Source organism: Scytonema sp. UIC 10036 (genome assembly GCF_009725235.1).
In genome coordinates, this window is the sequence record NZ_WJFC01000017.1 from 20,739 (window position 1) to 37,012 (window position 16,274).

12 protein-coding genes are annotated in these 16,274 nt (G+C 43.8%); 8 read left to right on the forward strand and 4 right to left on the reverse strand.

Annotation, left to right across the window (positions count from 1 at the left end):
• Positions 1-466 precede the first annotated feature (466 nt).
• Positions 467-1,939 (forward strand): malectin domain-containing carbohydrate-binding protein, encoded by a 1,473-nt coding sequence (locus tag F7734_RS10575; protein WP_155744629.1) that lies wholly within the window; start codon positions 467-469, stop codon positions 1,937-1,939.
• A 27-nt stretch (positions 1,940-1,966) separates the two neighbouring features.
• Here the strand turns inward: F7734_RS10575 and F7734_RS10580 are convergent, their stop codons facing one another.
• The gene (locus F7734_RS10580; RefSeq protein WP_155744630.1) at positions 1,967-6,595 is read right to left on the reverse strand and encodes a CHAT domain-containing protein; all 4,629 of its coding nucleotides are present in this window, start codon (positions 6,593-6,595) and stop codon (positions 1,967-1,969) included.
• 392 nt (positions 6,596-6,987) lie between these two features.
• The gene (locus F7734_RS10585; RefSeq protein ID WP_347566159.1) at positions 6,988-7,800 is read right to left on the reverse strand and encodes a methyltransferase domain-containing protein; all 813 of its coding nucleotides are present in this window, start codon (positions 7,798-7,800) and stop codon (positions 6,988-6,990) included.
• 82 nt (positions 7,801-7,882) lie between these two features.
• Here F7734_RS10585 and F7734_RS10590 point away from each other — a divergent pair, with 82 nt between their 5' ends.
• The 4 genes from F7734_RS10590 to F7734_RS10605 all read left to right on the forward strand — a co-directional run bounded on the left by F7734_RS10590 (position 7,883) and on the right by F7734_RS10605 (position 11,479).
• Positions 7,883-8,128 (forward strand): hypothetical protein, encoded by a 246-nt coding sequence (locus tag F7734_RS10590; protein WP_347566160.1) that lies wholly within the window; start codon positions 7,883-7,885, stop codon positions 8,126-8,128.
• 150 nt (positions 8,129-8,278) lie between these two features.
• Positions 8,279-8,848 carry a TetR family transcriptional regulator gene (locus F7734_RS10595; protein ID WP_166481836.1) on the forward strand — a complete coding sequence of 190 codons (570 nt, stop codon included), beginning with the start codon at positions 8,279-8,281 and terminating at the stop codon, positions 8,846-8,848.
• A 122-nt stretch (positions 8,849-8,970) separates the two neighbouring features.
• Positions 8,971-10,113, forward strand: a complete 1,143-nt coding sequence (locus tag F7734_RS10600; RefSeq protein WP_155744633.1) for a cytochrome P450 — start codon at positions 8,971-8,973, stop codon at positions 10,111-10,113.
• Between the two features lie 163 nt (positions 10,114-10,276).
• Entirely contained in the window at positions 10,277-11,479 is a 1,203-nt protein-coding gene (locus F7734_RS10605; protein ID WP_155744634.1) for an MFS transporter, read from the forward strand.
• Positions 11,480-11,738: 259 nt separating this feature from the next.
• Here the strand turns inward: F7734_RS10605 and F7734_RS10610 are convergent, their stop codons facing one another.
• A complete protein-coding gene (locus F7734_RS10610) occupies positions 11,739-12,275 on the reverse strand; it encodes a hypothetical protein (protein ID WP_155744635.1) in 537 nt (178 codons plus the stop codon).
• A 422-nt stretch (positions 12,276-12,697) separates the two neighbouring features.
• Here F7734_RS10610 and F7734_RS65195 point away from each other — a divergent pair, with 422 nt between their 5' ends.
• The 3 genes from F7734_RS65195 (at position 12,698) to F7734_RS10625 (ending at position 15,237) form a co-directional block, all read left to right on the forward strand.
• On the forward strand, positions 12,698-12,823 hold the full coding sequence (locus tag F7734_RS65195; RefSeq protein WP_279239692.1) for a hypothetical protein: 126 nt from the start codon (positions 12,698-12,700) through the stop codon (positions 12,821-12,823).
• A 344-nt stretch (positions 12,824-13,167) separates the two neighbouring features.
• Complete coding sequence (locus F7734_RS10620; RefSeq protein ID WP_155744636.1) at positions 13,168-14,064, forward strand: helix-turn-helix transcriptional regulator; 897 nt, start codon at positions 13,168-13,170, stop codon at positions 14,062-14,064.
• A 129-nt stretch (positions 14,065-14,193) separates the two neighbouring features.
• Positions 14,194-15,237: an alpha/beta hydrolase gene (locus F7734_RS10625; RefSeq protein ID WP_155744637.1), complete on the forward strand. Its 1,044-nt coding sequence runs from the start codon at positions 14,194-14,196 to the stop codon at positions 15,235-15,237.
• Here the strand turns inward: F7734_RS10625 and F7734_RS10630 are convergent.
• The gene (locus tag F7734_RS10630) at positions 15,234-16,058 is read right to left on the reverse strand and encodes a M90 family metallopeptidase (RefSeq protein WP_155744638.1); all 825 of its coding nucleotides are present in this window, start codon (positions 16,056-16,058) and stop codon (positions 15,234-15,236) included. The genes F7734_RS10625 and F7734_RS10630 overlap by 4 nt on opposite strands.
• Between the last annotated feature and the right edge of the window lie 216 nt (positions 16,059-16,274).

Genomic DNA, 16,274 nt, shown 5'->3' on the forward strand with positions numbered 1-16,274 from the left:
TGATTACCCATTTTTTGAAGAAGTCAGGAAATCGCCAAATCATGGTGAGGAATTTCGTATTAATTTTTTATTTGAATTTTTCATTGAGTAGAAGTTTGAGTTGCCTTTTATAGCTAGTGTAGACCGATCACTATAAATTATAAATATAGTAAAATTCCGGTAAAGTTCCGGTGAAGTTACTTCTATAGCAATCCTAGTTGAATTGTGAGAGAATACGTAGTAATCTTGTCCAGACTCAAGGTCAAATTTAATTTATCCATAGCGATTATAAATCGCGGCTATACAGACGAAACCTGCCTCCGCAGAACTGTACAAAGAAACCAACTTGTGATACTTATCTTTTGGCTCTTGTTTATTAACTTTTAGCTGACAATCGCCCAACTTGGTACAGAAGTCAACCTTAGTTAAACTCATCTCAAACAGTTTTTGCAACATAACTAAAAGTGTAGTTCCTCAGGAGAATTTTATGGTGACCTCAATTCGCGTCAATGCTGGTGGAGGAGCGATCGGAATCTATGGCTCAGATGCCTACTACAGTGGCGGTCAAACCGCGTCGAGCAACGCTCCCGTCGATGGTAGCGGTGTCTATTACCCGGCAAATCAGGAAGTTTATCAAACCGAACGGTACGGCACCTTCACCTACACCTTTACGAACTTGACCCCGAACGTCATCCATACTGTCAAGCTTCACTTTAACGAACACTATTGGAGTTCAGTAGGGAAGCGCAAATTTAACGTTGCGATTAACGGTACGCGAGTTTTGTGGGATTATGATATTTTCTCCCAAACTGGGGGCATCAATAAGGCGATCGCTGAAGAATTTGTGGTAACCTCAAATGCCAGGGGGCAGATTGTAGTGGACTTCACACCGGGCGCTGCCGATCGACCCTCAGTGAGCGGCTTTGAAATCAACCAGGGCACCCGTCCGCATAACAATATGCTCTTAGGCTGCTTCCCTGGCTACGCCAATATCAACGACATGGAATCCTGGTTGGGTAAAAAGCACGCCGTGCAGGTCATGTTTACAAGCTGGGACCCGAACAACAAGCAGGACACTTTCACCAGGATGAAAAATATCTGGGATAGTAGGAACGTACCTATAGTGACGTGGGAGGTCTTCACTGACGACAAAAATCGCTATGCACCGCCGAATATCGACGCGCTGATTGCCAACGGCAACTACGATCGCTATTTAAACGATTGGGCTGATAGTATGAAGAGCTTTCTCGCAGGTTCTGGCGGTGTATACGGTGATGCTGACGACCGCCGTGTCTACCTGCGGTTTGCCCATGAGATGAACGGCGACTGGTACCCCTGGTCTGCCAGTTATAAAAACTCCCAGAACACGCCTACTGACTATATCAATATGTGGCGACATGTTTGGACGGTCTTCAAAAATAAAGGTATCGATAGTAATCATTTGCAGTGGATGTGGGCACCTATGAACGTCGATGTTGGTACGCCGCTCCACAAAGCTGAGTCTTACTGGCCAGGTGATAGCTATGTTGATTGGGTCGGTATTGACGCCTACAACTGGGGCACCAGCCAGTCTTGGTCAAATTGGACACCTCCCATTGCGCTGCTGGATGACATGATTAACCGCCTCTCAGGCTACGGCAAGCCCCTAGCAATCCCAGAGTATGGCACAAGCAGCGTTAACTACGGTAGTAACAATGTTGGCGCAAAGGGTCAGTGGATTGTAGAAATATTCGACTATCTCTCGGTCAAACCCCAGATTAAAATGCTTTGTTACTTCAATATCGATAAAGAGACGGACTGGGCTATCTTTGGTGGAGGTCGTGGCGACAGCACTCACACCATAGGCTCGACCGTCTACCAGGTTTACTCTACTTACAAAGCACGAATTGGCGCAAACTATATCATCCCTGGCGGTACCAGCCCCCAACTCCTGACAGATGCTCAGTTCAAAGGTTTGTAGAGATTAGATAGTTCGGGGAATTGAAACTCATTTTTGAATTCCGATACCGTTACAGAGAGTGCGATCGCTCTCACTAATATTGGGGTTAGTTTCCAGATAATCGCGCACCCAATCGCAACCATATGCCATTACCTTATCTAGATCGACAACTCGATCCAAATTCCACAGAATCACTGTCTTGTCCTCACTTGCTGAGGCGAGCTTTTTACTGTCAGGACTGAAAGCAACTCCCCAAACCTTACCACTGTGTCCATTAAGAGTAGCCAGTAAAACAGGCAACTTGCCTGTCTCCACTTTCCACACTTTGACGGTTTTGTCTGCACTTGCTGAAGCAATCATCTTGCCATCGGGACTGAAAGCCACTTCAAAAACCGTAGCCCCATGTCCTTCAAGAGTGGTCAGTAAAGTACCGTCTCGCTTCCAGAGTTTGACCGTCTTGTCGTCACTTGCAGAAGCAATTATATTGCCGCAGGGGCTGATTGCAAGTCCCCAAACCCCTGCTTTGTGCCCCTCAAGCGTTTTCAGCAAAGTGCCGTTTTTGTTCCACAGTTTCACCGTATTGTCTGCACTGACCGAGGAAATCATCTCACCGTCAGGGCTAAAAGCAACATCCCAAATCGGTTGTAGATGCCCCTCAAGAGTTTTCAACAAGGTACCGTTTTTGTTCCATAGTTTTACAGTGCTGTCCCAACCCGCCGAAGCGATAGTCTTCCCGTCGGGGCTGATTGCAACTCCCCAATTACCAGTTTTGTGTCCCTTAAGAGTATTTAGCAAAGTGCCATCTTTGTTCCACAGTTTGACTGTGTTGTCCAAGCCCACCGATGCGATCGCACTACCGTCGGGACTGAAAACGACTCCATAAACTGCAATTTTACTATCGAGCGTCACAGGTAAAATACCATCCTGCTTCCAGAGTTTTAAAGTTCCATCGTCACTTCCTGAGGCAACTACCTTACCATCAGGACTGATTGCAACTCCGATAACCGGAGCAGTATGACCTCTGAAAGTCGTTAGCAAAGCACTATTTAGTTTCCAAAGTTTGATAGTCTTGTCTCCAACCGAGGCTAAAGTTTTGCCATCAGGACTAAAAGTGACTCCCCAAATCCGATCGCTATGTCCATTAAGCGTAGTCAACAAACTGCCGTCTTTGTTCCAGAGCTTGAGAGTGTTATCCCAACTTACCGAAGCTAGAGTTTTCCCGTCAGGGCTGAAAGCAACTCCCGAAACGGGAGCTTGATGTCCCTCCAGAGTTTTTAGCAACGTGCCATCCTTGTTCCACAGTTTAACAGTGGTGTCTCCACTAGCCGAGGCAAGAGTCTTACCGTCAGGGCTGAAAGCAACATCCCAAACTACACTTTTATGCCGAGCGAGCGTGGTCAACAGCGCGCCGTTCTTATTCCATAGTTTGATAGTGCTGTCCCCACTAGCCGAGGCGATGGTATTCCCGTCGGGGCTAAAAGCAACTGCCTGAACCGAAGTTCCATGTCCCTTAAAGGTAGCTAATAAGGTAGGTATCCTCCCCGACACTTTCCAGAGTTTCACACTACTGTCATCACTTGTTGAAGCAATTATGTTGCCGTCAGGGCTAAAAGCAACATCTAAAACCCCAGCCTCATGTTCCTTAAGAGTAGCGATCGCCGTGCCGTCCCGCTTCCATAGTTTAATAGTCTTGTCTGCACTTGCTGAAGCTAGAGTCTCACCGTCCGGGCTGAAAGCAACTTTGTAAACCGTACCCTTGTGCCCCTGTAGGGTTGTCAGCAACATACCCTCTTTGCTCCACAGTTTGACGCTATAGTCATCACTTGTTGAAGCAATTATGTTGCCATCTGGGCTAAAAGCTGAGCTTTTAACTTCACTGTTGTGCCCTAACAAGCGGTTGTACTCTACCGCCCCATAAACTGCCCGCCGGAGTACTAATTCAACCTGATTCTGAGTTTTTGCGTCCACCATACCTAACTTTTGCAGTTTTCGCCTCGCCCTGATTGCTTCTATAAGCGCATCCAACTTTTGATTTGAGGCAAATAGCGCTGCTGATGATTCGCTAATAGCTTTGACTTCACTTTGGGCTGAATTCTGCCATTGCCACCAAGCTCCCCCAGCTAGCATCAAGGCTACTAGCGAACCACCAGTCAGCCCAAAAGTAATTAGCTGTCGTCTCTGCCTCTGTTTTTGCTGCTCTTGTTTCTGCCTTTTGATGCTAGCGGTAATAAAATCTCGCGCTCGTGGTGTTAGTTCATCTCCCCGTTGTTTGTACCAATCTTCTGCTACGGCTAGCCGCGTTCCTTGCAACAAGGCTTGTGGATTTTGATGACTATTTTCCCAGTCACGTACATCTTGCTTGAACCTTTCTTGCCAAATCCGAAACTCACGGTTAGTTGTTATCCACTTTCGCAGAGTGCCCCATTCCCGAATTAATGCTTCATGAACAATTTCTACTGTTTCTATTTTCTCAGTTTCATCCCACCCAGTCACCACTAAACGCGCATCAGCCAAGCGTTGGACTAAATCCCAATTTTCTTCCCCCACCTCAGCGCGAGTTGCCACACGTTTGGTGTCTTCCGTTCCTTCCCCAGGATGCACTAACTGAATAAATACCTGTTCAGCTTGTTGTTTCTCCACAGCAGATAGCGGATTTAAGACAAACGAAGCATATTTTGCTAAAGCTTTTTCTAAACCGCCAATTTCTTCATAAGCCTTGTGAGTCAAATACCAATTATTCTGTTTCGACCAGAGTTGAGTTAAGGCAAACTCCAGCATTGGTAAACGACCAGGGTGATTGCCCACATCATTAATGAGTTTACTTGTTAACCCCTCCTCCAGTTCCACCTTCATTTTTAAAGCTGGTTTTTCAATCGCATCTCGCAATTCCTCAGAATCCATTAGAGTCAGTAACAATGGGGAGTATTGCTGCAAAGCCTTTCCCATGGAGCGATCGTCAAGCACAATTCCCAAAAAATCTGCTCGCAACGTCAATACCAGCGTAAACGTTTGAGCATATCTTACAGCTAAAAGCAATGACTTTAAAAAACTGTGGCGTTCTTCCTGAGTAGCAAGAGTGTAAAGTTCTTCAAACTGGTCTGCTACTAACACCAAACGCCGATATCCTGAGGAACTAATAATATTTTCGATACAATAATGTAATACTGTTTCATCACGTCGCAAGTTAACCTCAGATTCTAGTTCCGCTAAAGAGCTGTTCTGTTCTCCTGATGCTTTTGTTTGTATTTTTACCAGAGTCTGGTAATATTTACTCAATGCTACAGCCAAAGCATCAAAAGGATTTTTTCCCGGACGAAAACTGATTATTTCTACATTCCCAGTAGCTTCTAAACGAGGAATCAACCCTGCAAACACCACAGAAGACTTTCCACTCCCAGAAGCACCAACTACAGGAACTAACGAGTTGCTGTTAACAGCTTCCACTAACTTACCAATAAACTTCTCCCTACCAAAAAAGAAATCTGCGTTTTCCTGGCGAAATGCAGATAAACCTTGATAAGGACACTCAGGAAGTTCGCCAGAAATTCCTCCCAAATCTTCCCAACTCGGTGGAGCGAGAGTGGTATTTTGACAGATAATTGGCAACCAGCTAACCCCCGGTAACTGCTTGGCAATATCTTTGTCATCTGCAAGTTCACAGAGCTTATCTCTGGCTTGTCGGACTGAATTAAATAAAGATTCCCCTTGGGAAAAAGAACTTAAAAAATATTGGAGAAATTTTTGTGCTAATTTATCTGGTACTTCTTCGCGCCAGACAATGATGTAGGGAAGATTTAAGTCTGCCAATTGTTTTGCTAAACCCAGACCATTACAAGAATTGAATATGGCTAATTTTAAACCTTTGTTAATTGCTGCTCTCAGGGTTCTTTTGATTTCTTCTAAACTTAAACTATCTTTGGGATTAATATTGATGACACCTTTTTGACCATCATCTTGAGTTTCGCTATGACCTGCAAAAAACAGAATGTCGCAAGGTTCTTCCCAAAGAGCGTTAAAATCTGAACGATTTGGTTCAGTAAGAAAGATGAGTTCTGCTGCTCGTTTCTGTAATTTTTGGAGCAATTCTTTATCTGTACTGGTGTCAATATTTGTACTATCTCCAAAAATACTGAGAATCCTAGCTCTTCTAATTTTACCAGCAATTGATGATTCCTCAAATGCGGCAGGACTGGCAATACAAGATTGAAAACAGACAGCCGCTTCACAAGAAAACTTTTGAGCCAAAAAATCCCATTCTTGCCAAGGGAGTCGATGTAAGATGTCCTTAGTTGTGTGTGATGCAATTTTCTCAGTATGAACAACCAAACGAATTTCTTGCTGGGGATTTTGTGGCAGTGCTTGCTTTAATTCTAACTCAATAGGGTGAAGCCACTGATGAAGTTGATGGCGTAAACGCTCAACTGAATGATGACAATCAGTTTTGGATACATGAGTGACTTGGCTATTTTTAAACTTGCCTCTAGAATGGCTCAGTAACGAGTAGTATTGCTCTTTCCAACGTTGATAAAAAACTGGAATTTCCTCATCTGGAGATAATTGCAGTTCTAGTTGTGTGAGATTACACTCTGCATTTGCTAACGTTACCTTAAGATTGATTTTACTAAACCCGCGCTCAAAGTTACCATCGCCAAATTCCAAATTTACCCATACTTCCATATACCACCACTCTAAGTTAGTTCACTTACCCATCACTATTTTTTTAGCAGACAGTATTTTTCTGCTAGCCTCTTCCACTGCTTTCTGCCAAGCAAATCGCTATTCTTTTGGTTCCAGTTTTATCAGCTGTCTGACTTAAAATTCACTAATAGGAAGGTTCGTACTCTTTTACACATTAGTTTTTATTTTTAAGAAAAATATTAAGCTCTATTTTGAATAGTATATAGATACTCGCTGTGTTTTAATATCAATATAAGACAATCTCCTGTACTTTGTACCTATACTTAAGTACAGTTTTGAACTATCAAAAAGACTGGTTGCGAACAAAGTATAGTGGTGTTGGAATGGTTGCCCACTCTTAACGGTAAACCTTTTGATATACCAAGCTCAAATTATACTAAATTAGATGGGCTGACCCTGTTAACACCAGATGTTACCTGGTTAATCCAACCAATGTATTTTGTTTCTACATTTTCAAATTGAGCTGCCTTCATCCAATCATCTACGCTCCCTGCCGCATAAACTTTTGAATAAGGTTCTTGAAAAATTCTGATTAACCATCCCGCATGACGTAACCGTTTTTGATTTCCATCTAAAATAATCAATTGTCCGCCCGGTTTAATTAAGCGGAAACACTCTTGTAAAATTAGCTGAGAAATATTGGGTGGCGTTTCGTGTAATAAAAAGGATGCTGTCACTAAATCAAAAGAAGCTTCTTCTAAATTGGTAGTTTCGGCAAGTCCATGCAGCCATTGTATGTTTACTGCCGCTTGCTGCGCTTTGTAATCTGCTACAACTAGCATATATGGCGACAAATCCAATCCTATGACTTCTGCTTGCGGAAAATTTTGCTTTAGCATCAACGTGCTGGAACCCGTACCGCATCCAAGATCGAGAATCCTTGTTGGCTGAGACTTAATTGCAGCTATTAACTGCTTGCGAATCCGAATCTCGTTAGGTGGCGAAGCAAATGCCGTGACAATATCATAAGTTATAGCTGCTACACAATTAAGGTAACCACCTTCAATACCATGAAAATTCTGACTGCTGTAATATTGTGGATAAATTAGGTTGGTTTTTCGGAAGCGATCGCTCTGGGATTGCCAATCTACAGTTTCGTAAAAACGGAGTTTGTCTTCTCCAATTAGGAGGCGAATTATAAACTTGAGTACAAGTTGTCTGATAGAGTTCTGATTGATTGACACAGTATCTCACCCTAATCACATGGATTTCAAGTCTGTCAGGAACAAATTCTCTACTCTTATAAAAGTTATATCCATAATTCTTATGGTAAGTGCAATGGGATTGGAATTGTGGAATCTTTATGCACAACTCACGAACAGCCAGGTCCCAGAGACGCTTACTCCCGTTTTTTGGGTTGAGCGTTTTGCCGTTACGATCCATTTCGTTGAAGGAATTATTGCAGCTTTTTACGCACCTTCAAGAAACAAAATGCCAATACAATATGGCACTTATACTTTTTTCGTAGGTACAGTGGGGTTGTTAGAACTGTTTGGCAAGGAGGATGATTAACTATCCTCCCAAAGATAGAGAATTACCTCTTGATTAAAAACCGTCTAGACGGTATAGTAATCTTATGGTTAGTACACCGCCTAGACGGTATAGTTCAGCGACTAGGTAATGTGCTACTTCCTAACCGCTTTGAGAACAACCTCTGTTCCTATGATTGGTACTAAGAAGTCAAAAGCACGCTCAGCAACTCGTCATGCTCTCCTACAAGCCGCCAGTCAAGTTGTTCTGGATAAGAGCGTGGAAGCATTAACTCTGGATGCAGTAGCTCAGCAAGCTGGAGTCAGCAAAGGGGGGCTACTTTATCACTTCCCCAACAAGGATGCATTAATTGCAGGCTTAATCGAACAATTGGTGCTTGATTTTGAAACTATTTTGCAAGAGGAGTTCGATCGTGATGCAGACCCTGGTACACCCGGTCAGTGGGTCAGAGCGTATGTACGAGCAACCCTGCGATCGCATCAGCAATCGCTTGCTTTAGTTGCGAGTTTATCTACAGTAGTCGCCACGAATCCAGAGTTGCTACAACCCGTTCAGGCTTATGAACAACGCTGGCGGCAAAAACTGGAAACGAGTGGAATTGACCCTGTACGGGCAACTATCATTCAGTTAGCGATCGATGGATTGTGGTTTGCTGAGACTTTCCGGTTAGGGACACTTGATGAGCCATTACGAACTCAAGTTGTGGATGCGCTGTTAGCGATGGCACAAGAACACGATTGATGTAACGAGATTTTGTTTCATTTGCGTGTTTGCACAACCGATGAACGTCTGCTTGATGCAACATTCATCCGGTTAATTTGACCTGTGAATTTTCTTGATGTTTAGATTCTAGGAGATACAAAATGCAATTGAATCAACAGTCGATCGACAAAAAGCAAAACTCCCAACTCTTCGGCAACCCCTTTCCTTGGTATGCCAAGATGCGTCGCGAATCTCCCGTCTTTTACGATCCTACTCGCGAAAGTTGGGTGATATTCAGTTACCAGGATGTCAAGCATGTACTTAGCGATTGGCACACATTCTCGTCCAAAGTTCCGCATCCCCCTGAACAGACTGACTTCACCCAAAGCCTCAACTTTACCGATCCACCCAAACATCGATCGCTCCGCACGTTGGTAGCGCAAGTGTTCACACAGCGGCGTGTCGAGTTACTTGCACCACGGATGACTGAGATTACCCATGAACTCATCGATCGCGTACAAGGACAAGGGCGGATGGACTTTATTCATGATTTCAGCACACCCTTACCTGTAATCGTCATTGCTGAGATTCTAGGCATTCCCGTTGAAGAGCGTGAGGATTTCAAGCACTGGTCAGACGGTATTGTCGCAGAAGATCTCTCTGCGTATCGGGCAATGGGTGATTACTTCCGCCATCTGTTAGAGCAACGACGGGGTAAGCCCGGTAACGATTTGGTCAGCGATCTAATTGCGGCTCATGAGGGAAGCGAAAAGCTCTCCGCTCAAGAACTTGTGGATTTCTGCATGGTGCTGCTGGTAGCTGGTAATGAAACTACGACAAACCTGCTGGCAAATGCGATCGTCTGTTTCCATGAGTACCCAAAAGCGTATGAGCGACTAAAGAATGAACGAGCCTTGCTACCCTTGGCAATTGAAGAGGTTCTGCGCTACCGCTCACCTGCCCAAATCATTCCTCGCTTCACGAAAGTTGAAACCCAAATTGGTAACCAAACGATTCGAGCAGGACAACTGATTCTAGTCTGCCTGGGATCGGCAAACCGGGATGAACAGCAGTTTGAGCGGGCGGATGAGTTTGCAATTGACCGTCAACCAAATGAACATGTTGCTTTTGGCAATGGCATTCACTTTTGCTTGGGAGCGCCTCTCGCTCGGCTGGAAGCCACAATCGGGTTGCAGGCAGTCATGGAGCGGCTACCAAATTTGCGAATCGAACCGGGTGCAGTGTTAGAGTTTGTTTCTTCTCAAGATGTGCATGGCTTGAAAGCACTACCAGTTCTGTTCTAGTGAATCGGCTCGAAAAGGCTATTTCACGAAAATTCCCTTCCAATTGTTAGGAGGTGAGGAGTAGAAGTGATGCAGCAGCCAAATATTTCTCTTAACTGCTGCATCATTTTATAACGAACATTCGATTAAAAAAAGTGTTTCCGATTTCATTGATGAGGAACAGATGGCGAAGCATCCATTACAAATCCCCAACTTTCGTCTGCTCTGGCTGGGACAATCACTTATTCTCTGTGCTGTACAGTTCTGGGTTGTGGCATTGACTTGGCTTGTATTGCAGAAAACTGGATCGGGAGTGGCAATCGGGACTGTCTTACTAGCAGCAGCAGTTCCACGGGCATTACTTACATTAGTTGGGGGAGCCTTGAGCGATCGCTTATCACCCTATCGAATTGCTACATTCTCTGCCATCACTAACACAATTCTCGTTGGCACTGTCGCTGCTCTATTATGGTACGATACCATCCAATTTCAATACCTGATTATTGTTGCAGGAGTATTTGGTATATCAGACGCCTTCTTGTATCCAGCAACGCTTTCAGCATTACCACGACTGATTGACAAGTCTTTGTTGATGAAAGCCAATGCCTTGATGCAGGGCGGAGAGCAAATTACCAACGTAATCGGATCTGCGGCTGCAGGGCTTGCCATTGGTACTTTTGGATTGCCGATAGCGTTCACCATTAACACCGTACTGTTCGCCTTGGGAGGACTATTTCTCTACTTCATCCGCCAACCTAAGAATGTACAAAATTCATCAACGACTCCTTCCATTCAACAGCTATTAGGTGAAATTGCAGAAGGAATACGCTATGCCTGGAAGAATCCTCCCATCCGCATCAGCCTATTAATTACTGCCATGTTAAATCTTGCCACCTTAGGACCTTTAGTAGTGGGTGTAGCGAAACTTGTTGAACTTCGATTTGGGGGAAGTGCAACCACGTATGGCTATATACAAGCAGCTTTCGGAGTTGGTGCATTTCTGGGTGTGCTTGCGGCGAGTCAAATTAACTCTGTAAAAACTCCTCGAATGACATTGGTGCTACTAGCTTATGGTTTGGGTATTGGAACTACGGGACTGGGATTTGTGCAGCAAGCGTGGATGGCGTATGGCTTGATTGCGCTCATGGGATTAGGCGGCGGGTTTGTCAGCGTAATTGCGATCGGCTGGCTCCAAGAACAAACTGTTGCTGAAATGCAAGGAAGAATGATGGGCTTACTAACCTTTACCGCTGTTGCTCTCGATCCGTTTTCACAAGCAGCTTCAGGATTTCTGATGGACATCAATCTCACACTTATGTTTGTTGTCGCAGGAGCCACAATGCTGTTAACCGCAGTCATAACCCCATTCAGTTCAACCAATATTTGATTTAGCGTTATAGTTAATCAACCAAAGTTTTATTCTTAAATTTACCCCACCCTAACCCTCCCCTTGTAAAAGGGGAGGGAACTGGAAATCTAATTTCCCCCCTTTATAAGGGGGGATTAAGGGGGGTAAGGAGAAATACCACAGATGGTGGAGTTTTTTCTATGCATCTTCATCTGAAAACGGTACTACTACCATTAAGTAGAGTCAAAGAAATTTGAAAAAATTCTTTATATCAAATTAGAATGCGCTCTAATGTGTGTTAATTGTCAACTTTTTGACTTTTCTCTAGGTAGTGATGAACACCCTTGCTTACCTGTAGTATGTTCGGTCTGATATTCTTGCTTAGGAAATCCTCAACCGTGTGCCCTACCATCCCTGCAAGCATCTGAGGAATCCCCTTAATCTGCTTGGTATCGATGACGATCTCCCCACGGGTTTCAATTAGAGTACCGCGATCGGCTTCTTTAAAGTAGTGAACACCAGCACAACGGACTGCTTCGGTGAAAGCGTGTGTCTTGATATACCACTTGGCAGTGAATTCGGACTCGTTCCAGGTAGCGATATCAGTCCACGAGAGCATTGTCTCACTTAGTACGGCACGCGCCACGGCTGGAATCTCACCGCCGCCATGCCACTCGTTCACAAAGTCAATGCGATCGCCCTTCTCAGTACGCGATTTGACTTCAATGTGTCGCACATTGGGTAAGTAGGGTACAAGTTCGACAAGCTTGTCGCGGTACGTAGCATAAACCAGCGGACGTGGAAAGGGAATGTAGGTTTCGGCAGAGATAAGCATGGGTAAACACAGGTCTATTTATGTTTTATTTTATACAGAACTTATAGCAATTGAGTGCTTTTCATCTAGCTCGCAAGCAGGACGTACTGTATATTTAGGATATTATTGGTTGTTAGAATAGTGCTATTTTTTTAGGAAGCAGTCGGTAACTAATTTGCCATTTTGTCAAAAATGTTAGATATCTTAAATATTTTAGACCTAAAACCAGAATAAATTTTCTGTTTTTATTTTGTGTTTAGCTTCTTTATGTCTAAAGATATATAATTTTTCTAAACTTGGTAAATTGTTTCAATACCTAAAAATATATAGTCATCCTCAATAAGTTGTAACAAAAGCGGCTCGTACATAAACCCAAAGAACTACCTTTCTTAGAAGCAATTTGCTGGCAAATAGAGGATGTTTATCAGTTCACTTCAGAGGAAATGCTGAGTCGCTACGAACGAGGTTGGAGATACCGAGAGATATTTAACAACCTTGAGGGTGAAGAACTTAATTTTCTCAAGGAACTTGCACAACGCTATCACTCTTGGCTGCTTGTTGAGCTATGAAGTTTCTTCGCGCTCTTTGCGTCTTTGCGGTTAATAATTTTTACCTGTCAAATAAGACTGCTATACTAGTATTACTATCAGCAAGTCCAAGTTCAATTACTTGCCTAACACTGAAAAACTTAAATTTCGATTTGGGGTTTCTAAATCCATTAGACTAGATTTATCTGATAGCGATATGATACCACTTCTTTTAGATTAAGCTAAAGAAATATACAGCAGATTTCAACTTGGTGAGGTACAAAAATTACCCCCCTCTGTCCCCCCTTGCTAAGGGGGGATGACAGGGGGTGTACTTCATTTAGATGCAAAGCGCTGTAAAGAGCACCTAAATAAAAACCTGCACCATGCAGTTGCACAGCAATATTAATTTAATCGATCCAAAAACTGGGCAGCGTTTTCCATCTGCACCAGACCAATCCGTGGTTCTGTCAAGTGTTCAAGCAGGATGGCGTACTCATCTGACTCTTGAAGTCCAGCGATTGAACCCCATGGAACTGCCAGAACACTATATCGAAGGTCATCGATTAATTATTAATTTGGGAAGTTCGGTGCGTTTTGGCTGGCGAACAGGTGGGCAAACCCATGAAGCTATCCTCCCCCCAGGAGGATTTTGCTTGCAATCTAACGGTGAGACGAATGCTCCCTTTTGGCAAGATGAAATGACGGTGGCTGCAATTGCCATCAAGCCTGAGTTCATTGAAACCATCCTTGAAGACCGAACTCCGGATGCTATTGATACCTTTGCAGAAAGACGCTGTATCGGAGATGAACTAGCTTACAACTATTCAAGGGCGCTCGCTTCCGAACTTGCCACACCAGGTGAACCTCTCTATGCAGAAACACTATCACTTGCTTTTACGCTGCATTTATTAAACAGTCATAGCCGCAAAGGCAAAAAGCCGTTAAGCCCAAAAGGGAAATTGTCTGCAACCCAACTGCGTGATGCGATCGCAATAGCCCGGACACAACTTGGAACAGAGCTAAACTTAAGCATATTAGCAAATGCAGCCCAAGTGTCTGAATTTCATTTTTCCCGCATGTTCAAAAAAACCACAGGCATAGCACCCCATCAATTTGTCCTGCGCCTGCGACTTGAACGAGCACAAGCACTGATTAAAACAAGTCAAATGCCCCTGTCAGATGTTGCGATCGCCGTTGGTTTTTTCGACCAAGCACACTTTACAAATGTCTTCAAACGTGCTTTCGGCATGACTCCACGAGCTTTTGCTAAAGCGCTTTAAAAACTGAGCAAGATTTTCCAATTTTTTCCCGGCAGCCTCCTGAGATTATTTAGCTATCGGCAAACAACAAAGCCGACTTGAGCCATCAATCCAAAAATCAAAAACCAGAAAATCTTAGGAAAAACAGCCATGCTTTCAGTGAAAAAATTTGCCTTAACAACACTCACACTGGCTTCTGTTAGTTTGTTGACTTTGCCCCAAATGAGCAATGCCCAACGGCAAAAAATTGGAGAATCTCCCATGCCTAATGTTACCGAAACTGCCACAACAAACAAGATGACTGTCCGGAAAGTTCAGTTTCTCAGTCAGGGTACAAAAGTGGTAGGTAATCTCTATCTTCCTACAACTATGACTCAAGGAGCAAAGCCAGCAGTTGTTGTGGTTGGTCCTCAGTCAAGCGTCAAAGAACAAGTGCCCGCAGTTTATGCTCGTCGATTAGCCTCCGAAGGATTTGTTGCCCTCACTTTCGACCATCGTACCTTTGGTGAAAGTTCAGGTTTACCCCGCCAATTTGAAAACCCTGAAATGAAGGTTCAGGACATTCACAATGCAGTTACATTTTTGCGTGCATTACCTGAAGTGAAGCAAAATGCCGTGGGTTTGCTGGGTGTTTGTTCGGGTGGTGGTTACTCCGCCAAAGCAGCTGCAATGGATAAATCGATTAATGCTCTTGTGACTGTGGCAGGTTTTTATCATGACCCCCAAGTGATGCGGCAATGGCTCGGCGATAACTATGAAGCGCGTGTCAAAATGGGAAGAGAAGCTCGTATTAAGTATGAAAAAACTGGTCAAATTGATTACATGACCAATGTAGACCCAAAAAACCAAAACGTGGCAATGCCCGGTCAGGAAGCTTATGACTATTACGGCACGAACCGTGGTTCGCAACCCGGTTGGGTCAATCGTTCAGCAGTGATGTTCTTTGAGCCTTTCTTGCAATTTAATGCCATTAATGCAGGCCGCGATATTAAAGCTCCTACTTTAGTCATTCACTCAGATACCGCTTTAGTTCCAGATGGTGCGCGTCGCTTCTTTAATAGCATCCCAACCAAGCAGAAAAATCTACACTGGATGACCACAGAAAATCACATTGCATTTTACGACCAACCAGAGGTTGTGGAAGAAGCAGCTAGTAAGGCAACAGCATGGCTCAAACAAACTTTGGGTGTTTAAATCCATTGCACGGGATTTAGGTGATAGTAGCGTTTCAAGAGATCGTATAATGCTGGGTGCTGATGCAATAATTGCTGGGGTTTTTCAAAAAACGTTTCAGTTGCTACGGCAAAAAATTCTGCAGGATTCGTTGCACCATAACTATCTATGACAGTCTTGACTCCTTGTTGAACATCTTGACAAAGTTGTTGATATTCTGCTGCCATCACCTTAGCCCAAATGGGATAATCTGACTTTTGTTGCAAAATAGGAACGCCTTCTGCTTTACCATCCTCTTGATCTAACTGGTGGGCAAATTCATGCAAAACAACGTTATGTCCATCTCTCCAGTTCCCAGTATCTAGCTTCACCTGTTCCCAAGACAAGACCACTTGATCTCTACTCCACGATTCTCCCAATCTTGCCACACGTCTTTCTTCAACAACATAATCGCTAACTGCAGTGGTTTCTTTGACTAAATAAGTGCTTGGATAAATGAGAATTGAACGAAGTTTAGGAAAGTATTCTCCTCTGTCATTTAGCAAAAGCAAGCAAGCGATCGCAGCAATAACTATCTTCATTTCTTGCGTAACCTCTAACCCTCCACAACCAATAAATTGTTTTTCTGCTAAGAACACTTGAATATGTCCCTGCAAACGTCTTCGTTCGCTAGGGGAAAGGCGGAGGTAAATAGGAAGATTGTTCTCCATAATAGCGTTCCAAAGCGCAGGAAAAGAACGACGTTTGATACTGTTTCTGCGTACTTTGGTTAAAAAGGGGCTAATAAAAATTCCTGTAAGAATTAGTCCAACAATTAAAAAAACAAGAATCGCTGCAGTCATAAGACGGAAACTTTTCAGACATCCTCTAATCGTAACTTTCCTTCGCGCTCTTCGCGTCTTCGCGGTTCCAAAATAATTTTTTAACCACAAAGACGAGCCAGTGCGTTAGACGGGTTCCCCGGCTTGAAGCTCCGGGCGTCGCAAAGAGCACGAAGAAAATACTTGAAGAAATTACTACAGAATAGGTACAAGTAGCGGTAGAATTAATACCCAGCC